General features: G+C 46.6%; 13 protein-coding genes and 1 pseudogene. 9 read left to right on the top strand and 5 right to left on the bottom strand.

Features of this window, described 5'->3' with window-relative positions:
* Positions 1-298: 298 nt before the first annotated feature.
* The 3 genes from RSA72_RS10575 to RSA72_RS10585 all read left to right on the top strand — a co-directional run bounded on the left by RSA72_RS10575 (position 299) and on the right by RSA72_RS10585 (position 3979).
* Complete coding sequence (locus RSA72_RS10575) at positions 299-1942, top strand: nitrite/sulfite reductase (RefSeq protein ID WP_332623572.1); 1644 nt, start codon at positions 299-301, stop codon at positions 1940-1942.
* Positions 1935-2420, top strand: coding sequence for a DUF934 domain-containing protein (locus RSA72_RS10580; protein ID WP_332623574.1), 486 nt, complete (start codon positions 1935-1937; stop codon positions 2418-2420). The genes RSA72_RS10575 and RSA72_RS10580 overlap by 8 nt, the downstream gene beginning before the upstream one ends.
* Before the next feature lie 107 nt (positions 2421-2527).
* Positions 2528-3979, top strand: coding sequence for a hypothetical protein (locus RSA72_RS10585; protein WP_332623575.1), 1452 nt, complete (start codon positions 2528-2530; stop codon positions 3977-3979).
* Positions 3980-4031: 52 nt separating this feature from the next.
* Here RSA72_RS10585 and RSA72_RS10590 read toward each other — a convergent pair whose 3' ends face one another.
* Positions 4032-4478 carry a VOC family protein gene (locus tag RSA72_RS10590; RefSeq protein WP_332623576.1) on the bottom strand — a complete coding sequence of 149 codons (447 nt, stop codon included), beginning with the start codon at positions 4476-4478 and terminating at the stop codon, positions 4032-4034.
* Positions 4479-5044: 566 nt separating this feature from the next.
* Here RSA72_RS10590 and RSA72_RS14610 point away from each other — a divergent pair.
* The 3 genes and pseudogenes from RSA72_RS14610 (at position 5045) to RSA72_RS10600 (ending at position 8040) form a co-directional block, all read left to right on the top strand.
* Entirely contained in the window at positions 5045-5266 is a 222-nt protein-coding gene (locus tag RSA72_RS14610) for a hypothetical protein (RefSeq protein WP_443098283.1), read from the top strand.
* Between the two features lie 42 nt (positions 5267-5308).
* A pseudogene (locus RSA72_RS10595) lies at positions 5309-6917 on the top strand (TonB-dependent receptor domain-containing protein); the annotation flags it as partial.
* 13 nt (positions 6918-6930) lie between these two features.
* On the top strand, positions 6931-8040 hold the full coding sequence (locus RSA72_RS10600) for an NADH:flavin oxidoreductase/NADH oxidase (RefSeq protein ID WP_332623577.1): 1110 nt from the start codon (positions 6931-6933) through the stop codon (positions 8038-8040).
* A 536-nt stretch (positions 8041-8576) separates the two neighbouring features.
* Here RSA72_RS10600 and RSA72_RS10605 read toward each other — a convergent pair.
* Positions 8577-9383 (bottom strand): tetratricopeptide repeat protein, encoded by an 807-nt coding sequence (locus RSA72_RS10605; protein WP_332624034.1) that lies wholly within the window; start codon positions 9381-9383, stop codon positions 8577-8579.
* A gap of 361 nt (positions 9384-9744) precedes the next feature.
* Here RSA72_RS10605 and RSA72_RS10610 point away from each other — a divergent pair, with 361 nt between their 5' ends.
* A complete protein-coding gene (locus RSA72_RS10610) occupies positions 9745-9990 on the top strand; it encodes a hypothetical protein (protein WP_332624039.1) in 246 nt (81 codons plus the stop codon).
* Between the two features lie 23 nt (positions 9991-10013).
* On the opposite strand, the gene RSA72_RS10615 is transcribed toward RSA72_RS10610, so the two are convergent.
* The 3 genes from RSA72_RS10615 to ygfZ form a co-directional block, all read right to left on the bottom strand.
* The gene (locus tag RSA72_RS10615; RefSeq protein WP_332624035.1) at positions 10014-10337 is read right to left on the bottom strand and encodes a low molecular weight protein tyrosine phosphatase family protein; all 324 of its coding nucleotides are present in this window, start codon (positions 10335-10337) and stop codon (positions 10014-10016) included.
* A complete protein-coding gene (locus tag RSA72_RS10620) occupies positions 10334-10591 on the bottom strand; it encodes a hypothetical protein (RefSeq protein ID WP_332624036.1) in 258 nt (85 codons plus the stop codon). The genes RSA72_RS10615 and RSA72_RS10620 overlap by 4 nt, the downstream gene beginning before the upstream one ends.
* A gap of 480 nt (positions 10592-11071) precedes the next feature.
* Entirely contained in the window at positions 11072-11794 is a 723-nt protein-coding gene (gene ygfZ / locus RSA72_RS10625; protein ID WP_332624037.1) for a CAF17-like 4Fe-4S cluster assembly/insertion protein YgfZ, read from the bottom strand.
* Positions 11795-12053: 259 nt separating this feature from the next.
* On the opposite strand from ygfZ, the gene acnD reads away from it, so the two are divergent.
* Together acnD and RSA72_RS10635 are read left to right on the top strand one after the other, a co-directional pair.
* Complete coding sequence (gene acnD, locus RSA72_RS10630) at positions 12054-14660, top strand: Fe/S-dependent 2-methylisocitrate dehydratase AcnD (protein ID WP_332633160.1); 2607 nt, start codon at positions 12054-12056, stop codon at positions 14658-14660.
* A gap of 72 nt (positions 14661-14732) precedes the next feature.
* Positions 14733-16694: a hypothetical protein gene (locus RSA72_RS10635; protein WP_332633162.1), complete on the top strand. Its 1962-nt coding sequence runs from the start codon at positions 14733-14735 to the stop codon at positions 16692-16694.
* Positions 16695-16936: the final 242 nt, after the last annotated feature.

Below are 16936 nucleotides of genomic sequence, written 5' to 3' on the forward strand. Positions count from 1 at the left end.
CGGTAAGACTCCGCCGTGAATAGCCCCAAAGGTTAAGAAGTTTATGGTGAAACTTCTTAACTGATCAGCATTACTGATTCGTCAGGATTTTTTCTTATGAAAATAAATGCTTAAGAATAAACAAAATAAGCAATGCTGCTGAAAATGAATGAAAACCGGCGCAAAAGCTTTATCCCAGCGGAACACCGGCATCCTTATCAATAAAACCGCTATGAAATATGTAAAAAACGCATTTTCTTGATAGAAAAAATCCCGCTATGCTGTGCATCGTTATAATAGAAATTACTAGCTGTACGCCATGTATTTATATACTGATTTTGACCAGCAACTGGTCAATGAACGTGTTGCACAGTTCCGTGACCAGACGGAACGTTATTTAGCCGGAAAATTAACCGAAGACGAATACCGCCCGCTGCGCCTGCAGAATGGCCTGTATGTTCAGCGCTATGCGCCAATGCTGCGGATTGCCGTGCCTTACGGCCTGATGAACGCGCAGCAGCTGCGCAAAGTCGCGGAACTGGCCAAGGACTATGACCGCGGCTATGCGCATGTTTCCACCCGTCAGAATATTCAGTTTAACTGGCCTGCGCTGGAAAATGTGCCGGACATGCTGCAGGAGCTTGCTTCTGTGCAAATGCATGCCATTCAGACCTCAGGCAACTGCATCCGCAACACCACTACTGACCAGTATGCAGGCGTGGTTGCCGGTGAAATTGCTGACCCGCGCCCAACCTGCGAGCTGATCCGCCAATGGTCGACTTTCCATCCGGAATTCGCTTTCCTGCCGCGCAAGTTCAAAATTGCCGTGTCCGCGCTGGAAGAAATAGACCGCGCTGCCACATCATTCCACGACATCGGCGTGTATATTGTGCGCAATGCAGCCGGCGAAATGGGCTATAAGATTAAAGTCGGCGGCGGCTTGGGCCGCACCCCGATTATCGGCAGCTTTATCCGCGACTTCCTGCCGCGTGAAGACTTGATCGCTTACTTGGAAGCGGTGCTGCGCGTGTACAACCTGCACGGCCGCCGCGACAACAAATATAAAGCGCGGATCAAAATTCTGGTCAAAGCTTTAACCCCTGCGGTATTTGCAGAGAAAGTTGAAGCTGAGTTTGCGCATACCGTCAAAACGCTGAAAGTGGATGCGGACACCCTGAAAAAAATGGATGAGAACTTTACGCCATTTGCCTATCAGGACTATGCGGATGAAGACTTTGCTGCGCAGTTCGCCGCTGAGCCGAAGTTCAAGCAGTGGTTCAACATCAATACCAATGCGCATAAAGTGAAAGGCTACCGCATCGTGACCATTTCATTGAAGCGCACCGGCGTTGCGCCAGGCGACATGACGGTTGAAGAAATGAACCTGATTGCCGATCTGGCGGACAAGTACACCTTCGGCGAATTGCGCACCACGCATGAACAGAATATTGCTCTGGTCGATGTGCCGCAGAAAGACCTGTTTGAATTGTGGAAAACCCTTGATCAGCACAACTTGGCGCGCGCGCATATCGGCTTTATTACCGATATCATCTGCTGCCCGGGCGGCGATTTCTGCTCATTGGCCAATGCCAAATCCATTCCGATTTCTGAAGCGATTTCACGCCGCTTTGATGATCTGGATAGGGTATACAACTTGGGCCATCTTGACCTGAATATCTCAGGCTGCATGAATGCCTGCGGCCACCACCATGTCGGCAACATCGGCATTCTGGGCGTAGACAAGAAAGGCGCTGAGTTCTATCAGATTACTTTAGGCGGCAACGCCGACCATGACGCTTCAATCGGCGATATTCTTGGGCCGTCATTTGCAGCCGAAGTGGTGCCGGATGTGGTTGAAGAGATTCTGAATACCTATTTAGACCTGCGCCAGGATGGCGAAGCGTTTATTGAAACTTACCGCCGTGTCGGCATTCAGCCATTCAAGGAGCGCGCATATGCTTAATACCGCACTTCAGGTGCTCTCTAAGGATGGCACTGTTGCAGACAATACTTATCAGCTGATCGGCGAAGATGGCGCGCTGCCGCAGGGCGATGTGGTTGTGACGGTTGAACAGCTGGATCAGCTGGCGAATATCAGCGGTCGCAAAGCGCTGTACATTACGGTAGATGCGTCGCCGGAAGTGAATGAATTCCCGCTGGATCAGCTGGATGCGATTTTCATTGAATTCGCCGGCTTTAATGATGGCCGCGGCTATTCATTTGCAGCGCTTTTGCGCCGCCAGGGCTATCAGGGCGAGCTGCGCGCAACAGGCGATGTGTTTAAAGATGTTTTAAACTACATGAAGCGTTCCGGTTTTGATACTTTTGCGGTGAAGGAAGGCAAAGACATTCAGGAGGCGGCTGCCGGCTTGGGCGATTTTACCCATCCTTACCAAGCATCAACTGCGGTGCCGCAAGCGCATTATCAGACGGGCGCTTGATGTTTCAAGCCTAGGTAAAAAAGCTGGATTTATTCCAGCTTTTTTATTGGATGAAGAAAATAAAAATATGCTATTAGTTTCTAAACTGAAATCGATATAGCTCAATTATGTGGAAATTTTTAGAAAAGCTGCTATCCCCTAAAAAAGTTTATCCAGCAGCTGCAGCGGCGTGCGAACCGGCAATAATACAAAATAATGCTGCAGCGGCGGTATTGGAATCACATCCAGAGGATTTACCTGATGACGGCAATTACCAATATTATTACGCTGATCCAAGCTTATCCGAATTTGAAAAGTCATTATTGCGGCTAAGAAGTTATGATGGCTATATCCGCCAGGCTGTATTGGAAGATCTGAAGGAATGTTTTGATCCGGAATTATTTCCTCATTTGCTGTGGCGTTTAAATGACTATGTTGAAATTAATCAAAAATTAGCCATCGGTCATGTACAGCGCTGGGCAGTGCGCCCAGAATTTTCAGCGGTATGTGCACAGTATTTTTTAGAAATTGCTGCACTGCAAAAGCGGTTGCGTGTAAATCCGGATGTTTTTCATTTGCTTTTAGCCAGCATTAGAAAAAATAAACTTTATCTGCTGGAAAATTTGACGCAAAAGCAAGGCCGTCTGCCCAGAGTTATTCTGGCTTTTATTTTGGAATACCAATGGCTCGGGGATGATGAATTAATGCATTTATGTGAGCGTGCCAATGATCAGATGGTTCGAAAGCACTGGCTTGAGCAAATAATGCAGACAGGTTCTGAACAGCAGCTGGCATCTATTCTAAAAACTGCCCGGCAAAAAGATGTGCAATACACATTGTTTAATGCTTTATGGAACAAAAACGTTTTAACGCTACATGATTTAATCGAAGTTTGGCATAGTCCTTATTTGGCTGTGATGGATTATGCTGATTTTGTATTAAGGCAAAATCATTTTGACTTTGATCAATATTTTCAAGAATATCCGATTCAGGATTTATCTCAAAAGAGTATACGCCTGAGGGCATATCAGTGGGTGATAAGACAAGGTTCAATCACTGAGTTTTTTAATATCATTCATGCTTTGGATGATAAAGCCATCGCCAATGCAATCATGCAATTCGCATTGAAAAGAAAATATATAAATTTTGAGCAGCTTATTGATTATTATCAAAATACTGAACAAAAATTAACATTTCATGGTTTTTTGAAAATTCGGCAAATTGGGGATCAGTTATTTGGTTTGAAAGAGCTGGAAAGCATGATTGCCGGCATGGATGAGCCTATTCCGTTATTGCAGCGTTTAGAATTAGCGGATGGCTATAATCGATGGGAACAGCTGTATTGGTACGCCTTGCAGTGGAATTTTATCCATAATGAAAATGAGCAGAATATTTTTGATGCACATGTGCAAAGACAGCTTTGGCGTTTAGATGATGCAATTTATCCGCCGCATTGGTCACTTCATCAAAAGCGGAACTTGGAGCATGTCTTGCCAAAAATGATCCAAAGATATCCTGAAATATTCGCTGGTCAGAATGTTCATAAAATTTTAGAGCAGACTTTAAATATTGCAAAATAATAAGCAAAAACCTCATGAATACTGATTCATGAGGTTTTATCTTTGGAAGCGGCTATGGCTGTTCAAGCTGGCAATTCACCATCCACTTAATGCCGAACTGATCGGTGAATGCGCCGTACAGCGCGCCCCAGAAAGTTTTTTCCAGCGCCATTTCAATCTGTCCATTTACCGACAAAGCGTCAAATAAGCGCCGCGCTTCATCCTGCTCATGCTTTTCCAGATTGATGGAAATATAGTGGTTGGTGCCTTGGGTGAATACCGCATTGGGCGCACAGAACTGCGCATGAGTATCTGAAGCCATTAAAACCGTATGCTCATTGATGGGCAGTGAAACATGCAGAATATGGTTTTTTTCCGCGTCAGAAAGGTTCACGCCGCTTTCAGGCGGCAGTTCGCTGTAGCGCGTCAGGAAAGAAAACTCTCCGCCAAACACCGATTTGTAAAAGTTGAAGGCAGCTTCAGCTTTGCCTTGAAAATTGAGATAGTGATTCAGTTGCATGGCGGCCGTCCATTGTTGTTGTTCTGAGCGTTCCAATGTAGCAGGCCTGAGTTTAAATGCTAACCGTAAAAGTGTAAAAATTGCTCAATGCGGCGGGCGTGAAATGCAGTGCTGTCCCGCATTTTTTTACCTGCATTGCCATAATGGGTTTTTAAATTAAGTTTAAATATTTATTTTAAACAATTGCATAGATTTTTTTTTGGTGAAAAAAGGCAGGCAATTTATGCGCCCTTCAGTTTTAGGGCATGCATTGCCTCATTTTTCAGTTAAAAGCTTAAACGCCTTTGCATAGGCAAAGCCCCGCCAGTTTTAAAAGATCCCGCAGCAATCGAGCAGCAGCGCGCTTTTGCGCAGCAGGGCGGCTTCTCTAAGCTCTGCTGAATATGGCCTAAAGTGCCGGTGCCGGGCTGGGCCGCGGCGGCCTCCAGCCCCGCGGCTGATGGCCTGTTTAGGGAAGCTGCATAGTGTTAACTCAGGCTCAACAAACAAAGCGGATGAGGCCTTGAAAACTGGTTTAAGCTTTACTTTAATGCAGTTTTTTGAATGAACTGAGGGCAGGTGCGCCAATGCAAAGTAAAGCGTTTAACTCTCCCATGCAAATGGCTTTGCTCGGGCTGACAGCAAGCATCTGCCAATGCCTTTATGCAGAAGCAGGCGCTGCGGAACCTGTTTTGCTTCCGGTGATTAAAATAGAAGCCGCCCGCACAGACAGCGCATGGCTGAATACGCCGGCGTCGGTATTCCGCACAGCGCAGCCGGAAAACCGCAATGATCTGGGGGGAATTTAACTGAAATCCTGAAAGGCGTGCCGGGCCTGCAGCTGTCAATGCGCGGATCAAGCCGGCGAGCCAAGCTATGCGGTCAGCTCATCCTAGTTTGAAAGTGATGGCTGCCGCGGCCACAGCGCAGCGAGAAAAGTATTGAGCAATGCCAAGCTTACATGGGATTTGGATGACGGTTCGAAAGTGAACTGGATTGTGAACCATGTCGATATCAATGCCGATGATCCGCAGGGCCTGAGCCGTGCGCAGTGGCAGGATAACCCCAAGCAGGTGAATGATGCCAAGAATATTTACGATGTGCGCAAGGAAATTAATCAAACGCAAACAGGGCTGACCTGGACAAAACCGCTGAATGACCGGCATGAACTGTATGCCATGGCCTATGCAGGGCAGCGTGAAGTTACGCAGTATCAGTCTATTCCTAAGTGTTCATTTGCGGATGCGGCGCAAACCGTTTGCAAGCCCTGCACTGTCCAGCTGAACCCGCGCCATGCCGGCGGTGTCATTGATTTCAGCCGCGATTATTATGGAACAGACCTGCGCTGGACCGGCAGGGAGCAGCTGCCCAATACGCGCTTGATTGCCGGCTTGGCCTTTGACGCCATGGATGAAGAGCGCAAAGGCTATGAAAATTTTGATGCCGCCGGCTATGGGGTCAAAGGTGCGCTGCGCCGTGATGAAAGCAACAGCTTATGGAATTTAGATCCGTATCTGCAGGCCTCCTGGAATTTCCTGCCGGCCTGGACTGTGGATGCCGGCCTGCGCTACAGCAATGTGCATTATCAATCCAGGGATCATTATCAGCAAAAAGCGCTTAACCCGGCCGATAAAGACAATGGCGATGACAGCGGAAAAACCGGCTATGACAAACTGCTGCCTTCGGCAGCGCTGAGCTGGGCAATTTCACCGCATTTGCACAGCTATGTCAGCTATGCCAAAGGTTTTGAAACCCCGGCCTTTACCGAAATGGCCTATTCAGCCAATGACGGCATGAATTTCAGCTTAAAGCCCGCCAGCAGCGGCAATTATGAGCTGGGGCTGAAAGCGCAAAATGCCTGAGGTAATTTCACGGCAGCGCTATTCCAAAGTAAAACGCAGCATGATATTGTTTCTGCAGGAAATATTTATGGCCGGTCTGCATTCAGAAATGCGGACAAAACGCTGCGCGAAGGCCTGGAGCTGTCATGGAATAAAACGCTGTGGCGTGAATTGACCGCGCAGGCCAGCTGCAGCTATTTGGATGCCGTTTTTGATGCAGACATTCCAGAACTTCGGGATGATAAAGGTAAAGCAGCCGCAGCTTATGCCGCAAAAGGCAATGCCATTCCCGGCATTGCCGAAAATCAGGCCTTTGCCGCTTTAGGCTGGCAGCCGGAAACCGGCTTTAATGCCGGCATGGATGTGCGCTATATGGATAAAATTTATGCCGATGACGCAAACAGCGACGCAGCGCCCAGCTATACCGATGGTATCGGCCAATGCGGGCTATGTCTGGAAGCAGCAGGACTGGAAAGTGCGGACCTATGTGCGCGCCGACAATTTATTTGATGAAAATTATGCCGGTTCAGTGATTGTCAATGACGGCAATGGGCGCTTCTTTGAACCTGCAGATGGGGTAAACTGGAGCGCTGGATTCAGCATAAGCAAAGCTTTTTAACAGGGAGAGCCGGGTGTCTTTACTATTCAAGCCAATTCAGTTTGGCGCGCTTCAGCTCAGCAATAGAATTATCATTGCGCCGATGTGCCAGTATTCGGCCAATGCGCAGGGCGAACTCAGCTACTGGCATGAGCAGCAGTGGGCCAGCTATGCATTGTCAGGCGCAGGAATGTGCATTGTTGAGGCCACCGCAGTGCAGCCCGAAGGGCGCATCAGCGATGCGGATTTAGGCCTGTGGGATGACATGCAGCGCGCCCAGCTGAAAGCGCTGTTAGTCAAGCTGAAAACAATTTCTCCAATGCCGTTCGGCATTCAGCTGGCACATGCGGGACGCAAAGCCTCAACCCGCAAGCCTTGGGAGGGCGGCGGCCAGCTGGCGCCGGAACATGCACAAGGCTGGCAGACCGTTTCCGCCAGCGCTGCGCCATTTCACCTGCGGGATCATGCGCCGCATGCGCTGACCGCGGATGAAATTGAAACGCTGATCGCCGACTTTGCAGAATCCGCCAAGCGCGCTGCAGATGCGGGATTCCAGCTGATTGAGCTGCATGCGGCGCACGGCTATCTGCTGCATCAGTTTATGTCGCCGCTGTGCAATCAGCGCAGCGATGAATACGGCGGCGCTTTTGAAAACCGCATCCGCCTGACGCTGGAAGTTTTTCAGGCCATGAAAAATGCCGTGCCTGAAGATTTTCCAATCGGCGTGCGCATTTCCGCAACGGACTGGGTGGACGCTGAGGACAGCTGGGATATCCATTCTTCGGTGGGCTTATCCAAGGCTTTGGAACAGCTAGGCGCGGCCTATATTCATGTGTCCAGCGGCGGGATGCATCCGCAGCAGAAAATTGACCTGCATGCCGGCTATCAAGTGCCGTTTGCCGGAGCGGTGAAGCAGGCGGTGGGTATTCCGGTTATTGCGGTGGGCTTAATTACCGAAGCCATGCAGGCGGAAGGCATTCTGCAGTATGAGCAGGCGGATGCCGTCGGGATTGCCCGCGCAATGCTGTATGATCCGCGCTGGCCGTGGCATGCGGCCGCTGAACTGGGCGAAGCGGTGCAGATCGCGCCACAGTATCTGCGCTGCCAGCCGCATGGGCAGAAAAGCCTGTTCAGCGCTTTTTAATCTGCCGCTTTCTTTGCAGAATTCTGGCTGCAGGCGGGCCAGCCTGCGCTGGCAGCCGGATTTTCTTGCCCTAGTAGGATTGCTTAAAATAGTCTTCGAGGCCACCGTTCCGATATTTTTCTGCTGGCTTCGGGTTGTTTTTATGGATATAAAAAAGCCCTGATGAATCAGTAATGCCAGTCAGTTAAGAAACTGGCTGGCTTTTTCTTTTTAAATCCTAGATTTTATCTGATACGTGGGAGTGTCATCCGCAACCTGCGCGGTCTTTTAAATAGACTGTTTTTGCAACGGAAATCTTTAAAGTGCAGAAAGCGAACAGGTTTTGCGGATGACAAATGCTTTTGGTTCTTTTGGCGAAACAAAAGAACAAAACGAGCTCCAAAAATTAGATTTAAAAACGGTAAGACTCCGCCATGAATAGCTTAAAAAAGTTAAGGAATTTATTGAAAACTCCTTAACTGATCAGCATTACTGATGAATCAGGGCTGTTACTGCTTGCAGCGTAAACTTGCTGTGCTGCAGGCTTTTAGCTTAAGTCAGCTTTTTTTGGCTGCCGGCGCCGGATTTTTTGCCTGTTCCGCAATCATTTTATCTACAGTCGCCAGTGACGCTTTGGCCTGCGGCACATTTTCCTTGGCTAAGGCGGTAAAGATTTTTTTGGCTTCCGGCAGGTTCTGCGGAACAATATTGCCGTTGGCAAACATATTGCCCACAGCCATCAGCGCTGGAATATAGCCTTTTTTCGCTAAATCCTGAATGCTGCTCAGGCCTTGCTGAATCGGTTTTTCATCTTTGTTTTTAAAGCCGGTGCTGATGTCATACAGCGCTTTGGCGTGAATGGCCTGATAATTGCCTTTTTTAATCAGCGGGTCCAAGCGCGCCAGTCCGGCTTTATCTGATTCAGGCTTGTTTTCAGAGAACAGCAGCACGGCTAAATCAACGCTGGCATCCTCAAAGCCTTGCGAAGCGGCTTTTTCAAGATACTGCTTGGCTTTGGCCGGATCAGACTTCAGGCCCATTGAGCCGACAATATAATTTTTGCCCAGCACATAGCTGGCCACCGGGTAGCCTTTAGCTGAGGACTGCTCATACAGCTGAATGGCTTTTTTCTCGTCTTTTGCCGTGCCTTGGCCTGTCTGCGTCAGGTAGCCGAGATTATACAGCGCCTGCGCATTGCCCTGTTTTGCCAATTTGTCCAATGCCTGATAAGCGCCGGTCATATTTTTAGCCTTGACCATCGCCTCAATTTTCGTAAATTCAGGATCAATGGATTTGGTATCCATGCCTGCCAGCGCAAATTGGGAAGATAATGCAATTAAACCCGCGAGTAGAATTTTTTTCATTTATAAACCTTTTAAAAACATTAACATAAATCCATTTATGTGTATTTGTGCATGTGTTGGAAAACCTTAATTCACATCATAGTTAGAATTGTGTGAAAGTAAATATGCCTTTTGTGAAATATTTCAGACGGTTTGCCTCTCTCTGCAAGCGGGTATTCTGCATGCTGCCGCATCCGTATAAAAAGCTGTTCTGTTTTGGCTGTATTCTGGCCTCAGCCATGGCCGGCTAGGCTGCCTGACTGGCTGTTTCTGCAGTTTATCTGCCCATGATGAGGCGATTCTGAGTTTTTCTGCAGAGGAACCTTGCTTTTAGCAAAGTTTTTGATTAAATCACAGCTGCAATCCATCAATGAGTACAGGCATGTTTGTTAAAGGCATTAAACGCAATTATGACAAAGTAAGTCAGGATGAATCTATTCCGGATGAAGCGAAAATTGACGCGCTGCTGATGAAGCTGGGCGCCGAATTTTTAGTGAGTAAAGAAGACCGCGTCTATGTTTTTGCAAAGGACGGCGTGACGGCGAAATTTGACGCCAAGCACGCGCGCGCTTTCCATTTTAAGCAGTACATCATCAAAGACATGAACAAGCTGTTTCATGATTTTTAGAAGCAGCCGGCCGCTTGTTTAATTTATTCAGGCAGGTAAGCCGCCATGGAGAGCTGCAGCATTTCAATCAGTTCAGCATCCATATACTGATAGTCATCTGGAATGTCTAAGACGATGATTTTCTTATGCTTCAGTTCTTTTGCGAACTTTTCCTGAATGGCCTGCCTGTGTTTATGCTCCATCACGGCAATTAAATCCGCCCAGGCGATATCTTTCACAGAAACCGTGTGTTTGGCGTGCTTGCTTGTGCCTGCGGAGCGGGTGCGCAGGCCGCGGCCTGCTGCAAAGATTCTCTCGGCAGTTGGGCTGCGCCACTGGTTGCTGCTGCAGATGAAAAGAGTGTTCAATTCACAGTAATCCAAAAATCAAATTGCGCTTGTTTTAATCTTTGCGCTGAAGAAATGCGCGGATACTCAACAGCAAGCTGTTTAGCGCGGGATATTTTTAATGACCTGCTCCAAAGGAGTTTCCAGTTTTTTTCAGGCTTCCAAAGGGTTGAAGTATGCCTGCAGTCCCGGCCGCGGTGCAGATAATTGATTTTGCGCCGCCAAGCGCGGTTCCGGTTTGAATTATTTTCAAAATTTTGCGTTATCGGTTCCATTTTTAAACTCATGAGCTGATCGGGTTCAGCAGCCGCGATAACACATGATTTTGATATTTTATAAGCATTTAATCGGGCAGGCAAGTGCAGGCCGCGGCAGCGCATTATTGCGGCGATGCTGATCAGTTCAGGCATTTTGCATAAGCTCTATTGATTGTTTTTATAAGGGTGGGGGAGTTATAGCCAATAATATAATTTTGCAGTCATTAAAAAGCCCCTAATCTTAGTAATGCCAGTCAGTTAAGAGTTTTTTTAATCTTCCCCTTGCGCAGCAGTGCTGCTCACTTTTTTCAAAGGAGGGAGCATTTTGAAATTTAGAATGGTCTTGAATTCCTTGCACAGCAACGCTGTTCATCCCCCTCTTTTGTAAAGAGGGGTTAGGGGAGATTCATCAATGAGTAATAATGAAATTACGCTTAACTGATCAGCATTACCTAATCGTAGAGGCTAATGTATCACAACAGTCTAAAATTTATAGACTTAAGCAGGTCTAGCCACATCGCCGCTCAAGCTTTCAGGCAAGTCTAAAACCGCCGCATCCAGCTCCGCTAAGGCTTCAGGACGGGCAATCACCAAAGCAATATAGCCATTTTCAACCGCAGCGCTGTTGACCACTTGAATGCTTTTATCAAGCTGTTCGCCTGGCGCAGGAACAGCGCCAGCGCCTTGAATGGCATGCAGCCACGCCTTAGGCTTGGCTTTAAACCACAGGCGTGCAATGACTTCCTGACCCAAGTAGCAGCCCTTGTCATAATGCACGCCTTCACGCTGATGCAAGCGCAATTCTTGCGGCTGAAACAGTTCGGCTGTAGCGGCGGTAATCCATGCCTGGCCGGCTTGAATCGCCTGCAGCTGCCAGGCGGCGATATCAGTTTCCGCTGCAGTAAAGTCGGTGCTGCTGCCGTTCAGCACCGGGTAGACCGCGCCGGCTTTTTCCAGCTTCATTCTGGAAAACGCGCCATATTTTTTAATATGCTTGGCCAGTTCTTCCGCCTGATCCGCCGTGGCGGCAATCACAAAGCTTTCCGGATTCACTTTTTTCAGCCACAGGCCAAACTGGATGCGGCCTTTCAGGCTGCAGATGCCGGTATAGCGCGTCACATTTTCCGTTAAAGCTTCGGCATTTAAGGTCACTTGGCCCTGCAGGAATTTTTGCGCATCCGGGCCGTTTAGGGTGAATGAGGAAAAAGCTAGATCGCTCATGTATTGTTCGCCTGTTTTAAATCTAATACTAAAGAATTAGGCTTATTTTCCGCTATTTTTGAAAAAAAATCACATTTAGAGCAAATATCCCAAAAGTAATGTAACCAGATATTTCTAAAACCCCTGTTTTTATATTTAAGTCAATGAAATTTAAAGGATTTGGGAAATGGCTTTTCGGCAGTGTACTATGCCAGCAACTACAGTGTGAATGTCGACAAAAACACGCAGTAAAAAAAACGATTCATAAGGCAGCTAAGCAATGAACAAAAACTACCGCAAACCACTGCAAGACACCCAGCTCGAATACTATGACGTGCGCCAAGCCGTAGAAGATATTCAGCCAGGCGCATATGCCAAACTTCCCTATACTTCCAAAGTGCTGGCGGAACAGCTGGTGCGCCGCTGCGATCCGGCCATTTTGGAACAGTCGCTGAAAGAACTGATTAACCGCAAGCAAGACCATGACTTTCCGTGGTATCCAGCGCGCGTGGTGTGCCATGACATCTTAGGGCAAACCGCGCTGGTGGACTTGGCCGGCCTGCGTGACGCCATTGCCGACCAAGGCGGCGACCCGTCTAAAGTCAATCCGGTTGTGCCGACGCAGCTGATCGTAGACCATTCTTTGGCTGTGGAATACGGCGGCTTTGACCCGGACGCTTTTGAGAAAAACCGCGCCGTGGAAGACCGCCGCAATGAAGACCGCTTCCATTTTATTGAATGGACCAAAACCGCTTTTGAAAATGTCGATGTAATCCCTGCCGGCAACGGCATCATGCATCAAATCAACCTGGAGAAAATGTCTCCGGTGATTCAGAACCGCGACGGCGTGGCCTTTCCGGATACCTGTGTCGGCACGGATTCGCATACCCCGCATACCGATGCGCTTGGCGTGATTTCTGTCGGCGTGGGCGGCCTGGAAGCTGAAAACGTGATGCTGGGCCGCGCATCGTGGATGCGCCTGCCGGACATTATCGGTGTAGAGCTGGTGGGTCAGCGCAAGCCGGGCATTACCGCGACTGACATTGTATTGGCCTTGACGGAATTCCTGCGCAAAGAGCGCGTGGTGGGCGCGTATCTGGAATTCTTCGGTGAAGGCGCAGACAGCATGTCTGTCGGCGACCGCGCGACCATCTCTAATATGACTCCGGAATACGGCGCAACCGCGGCCATGTTCTATATTGACCAGAACACCCTTGATTATCTGACGCTGACCGGCCGTGAGGCGGAGCAGGTCAAGCTGGTTGAAGCTTATGCCAAAGAAATCGGCCTGTGGGCGTCAGACATGACAGCTGCGCAATATCCGCGCGTGCTGCGTTTTGACCTTTCAGCCGTTACCCGCAACATTGCCGGGCCGTCTAACCCGCATGCGCGCGTATCTACCGCAGACCTGAAAGAAAAAGGCATTGCCGGCGTGGTGGAACAGCGCACCGATGGCCTGATGCCGGACGGCGCTGTGATTATCGCCGCCATTACCTCATGCACCAATACGTCAAACCCGCGCAATACCGTGGCTGCCGGCCTGCTGGCGCGCAAGGCCAATGAGCTGGGCTTAACCCGCAAGCCTTGGGTAAAATCATCCTTTGCGCCGGGTTCTAAAGCTGCGGCTTTATACCTTGAAGAAGCCGGCGTGCTGCATGATTTGGAAAAGCTCGGCTTCGGCATTGTGGCCTATGCCTGCACCACCTGCAACGGCATGTCCGGCGCGCTGGATCCGAAAATTCAGCAGGAAATTATTGACCGTGACCTGTACGCCACGGCAGTGCTTTCGGGCAACCGCAACTTTGACGGCCGCATCCATCCTTATGCAAAACAGGCGTTTTTGGCTTCTCCGCCATTGGTAGTCGCCTATGCGATTGCCGGAACCATCCGTTTTGATATTGAAAAAGATGCGCTGGGTAATGACAAAGACGGCAACCCGGTTTACCTGAAGGACATTTGGCCGTCGGATGAAGAAATTGATGCATTGGTGAAAGAAGCGGTGAAGCCTGAGCAGTTCCGCAAAGTGTATATTCCAATGTTCGACTTGGGCGTAAAGGAAAAGGCCGCCAGCCCGCTGTATGACTGGCGCCCGCAAAGCACCTATATCCGCCGTCCGCCGTACTGGGAAGGGGCTTTGGCAGCGCCGCGCACCTTGTCCAATATGCGTCCGCTGGCGATTCTGCCGGACAACATCACTACCGATCATTTGTCACCATCCAATGCGATTATGATGGATTCTGCAGCAGGTGAATATCTGCACAAAATGGGCGTGCCTGAGGAAGACTTCAACTCTTATGCAACGCACCGCGGCGACCATTTAACGGCGCAGCGCGCGACTTTCGCCAACCCGAAACTGTTTAATGAAATGGTGGTGCGCGCGGACGGCACCATTAAGCAGGGTTCTAAGGCGCGTGTGGAGCCTGAGGGCGAAGTGATGCGCATGTGGGAAGCGATTGAAACCTACATGAACCGCAAGCAGCCGCTGATTATTATTGCGGGCAAGGACTATGGTCAGGGTTCCAGCCGTGACTGGGCTGCCAAAGGCGTGCGCCTTGCCGGCGTGGAAGCGATTGTGGCGGAAGGTTTTGAGCGCATTCACCGTACTAACCTTGTGGGTATGGGCGTGCTGCCGCTGGAGTTTAAAGCAGGAACTGACCGTAAAACCTTAAAGCTGGATGGTACTGAGCTGTATAGCGTGATTGGCAATATTTCGCCGCGTTCGACTTTAACTTTAGTCATTGAGCGTGCGACGGATGAAGGTAAGAGTGAAATCGTTGAAGTGCCTGTAACTTGCCGTTTGGATACTGAAGAAGAAGTGTCTGTATATGAAGCGGGCGGTGTATTGCAACGCTTTGCGCAGGATTTCTTGGAAGGGAATTTAAATTAAATTTTAATTTGGTAAGAAGATTCTAAAAAACTTCTTACCATTTGTTAATATGTGAAATTTGAAGACAAGAATATGGAAAGTAAGGTTTGGGATCCACTTGCATCTGGTAGAGAAGCAGACACTGAAATTGTATCTGCAGCACAAAAAAGAGAAATAAAAAATATTTTAAAATCTTATGTTGGTATGTACGATTCTTTTTCAGAGTTGATTCAAAATGCCATGGATGCAGTTGATCGCCGTAAAAAGAACGAAATAGATCAAGATTATAAAAGGCATATATGGTTAACTATTAATTTAAAAGAAAATTCTTTTTTAATAGTTGATAATGGTACAGGTTTTAATGAAAAAGAGTTTCAATCTTTTCTAGCTCCTAACATATCTTTTAAAAATAATGGTGAAAGTCGTGGAAATAAAGGTGTAGGAGCAACTTATATTGGTTATGGGTTTAATAAACTTAACTTTGGAACCAAAAATGGAACATATGAATTTATTGGTGAGCTGAAAAGTGGTAGAGAATGGGTAGAAGATTATAAAGGAATTATAACAAGGCCAGTAGTTACACAATCAGGTTTTAATGATGATGATTTTAATACGCTTGATAAGGGTTCTATATTCAAATTATATTTTGGTGGAGAAAATACTAGACCTAAAGACCTAGCATGGTATATGGCTACTACTCCTGAACAGTGGCTATATTTGTTATTAACTAAAACGCCGTTAGGAACTATAAGATTTCTAGATTTTGAAGGTGAAAATATTTTTTTCAATTTAAAAGTCATAGATAAAAATGGTGTTGAAAATAAATTAGAAAATCAGCTGGCAGAATATATTTTTCCTCATACAAAAATAAAAGCAAGCGTGAATTTAAAAGAAGTATTAGATTGTCAAAAAAAATTATTAGATGCGAATAAAGATCCAACATCATTACCACAACGATATTTTCACTCAAATGGAATATATGAATATTTTTCAACCCAAGAATTATGCCAATTATTGAAACAAAAAGATGTAGATTTGATTGAAAAATATAATATTGAAGCCTATGGGTATTTTACCTATTCTACTTCTGTATGGGATGAACTTAACGATAATAAAGCTAAGCTTCGTAAAGGTTATAGGGTATTAAGAGGGGGATTGCAACTTGCTAATAATAAAATGATACAAGGAGAAGTTATTGTTATTCCTCTGACATCTAATATTGGGTATCAGAATCAGACACATGTAGTTATTCATTTTAAAGATGCTGATCCTGATTTGGGGAGGAAAGGTTTTCAACCAGAACTAAAAGAAATTGCCGAAAATATTTCAGTACAAATTGTTAATAAATTTAAAAACTGGAAAAAACTTTTAAAAAATGATAGCGGTACTAAACCTGATATTGATAAAGAGATTGAGTTGCATGAGTGGGTTAGGGCACAAGAAAATCATGAAAATACTAATCCCTTAAGATTAACCAACAAAAACTTTTTCTTGCCAGTAAATGAAATATCTATTGTATCAGAGCCACAATCTGAACAAGACGTAATTGTTTTATTTAATCAGTTAATTGCGGGTGGGGTAATTAGAGGTATAAAGCTTTATGCAACAAGTCAAATAAAACAATATGATGGTATTTTTAAATTTACAATTAAAGAGCCAGTTAATAATCATGTTTTTGATATTGAAAAAAATCCTTTAGGTATTGATGATTCATCCTCATTGAAAGAGGTTTCAAGCCCACCTAAAATATTAGAATATAAATATAATTTGGATGCATTAATAGGGGATTTTGAGAGTGAATATAAAAATGAAAAAGAAATTCATTTGGCGATAGTTTGGGAGGTTGGTCATGAATGGAAAAAAAACTATGACATAGTCTCATATTTGGATTTAGATAATTTACATCAACGCCGTTATCATGGGATTACACATTTATTAGACTCTGGAACAAGCTCTTTTTATTTAATAGCTCTTAAAGAGTTAATTGAGTATCTTAATGATACTAACGGGGTACAAGATGAGCAGAAGCAAAGATATTCGAATGATTTATTTTAGTAGTAGTTCGAATGTCTGATGACTTTTGCGTAGAAGAAAGAGCGGGCGCGCTACCGCAAGAACGAGAAAAGTTTTGAAATCATTTTTTGCCAATCTGCCGCCATCATCAGGCGAAATGACCAATAGACAATCATCATAAGAAGGTTATACTGGTTAGACCATTTCTAAAAACATATGGAGAACAAAAATGGTTACTGCTGGCGAAAAACCCGGAACAGGCTTCTATTTTTGTGTTCAATGCG

Source organism: Acinetobacter sp. (genome assembly GCF_036659555.1).
Lineage (GTDB): Bacteria > Pseudomonadota > Gammaproteobacteria > Pseudomonadales > Moraxellaceae > Acinetobacter.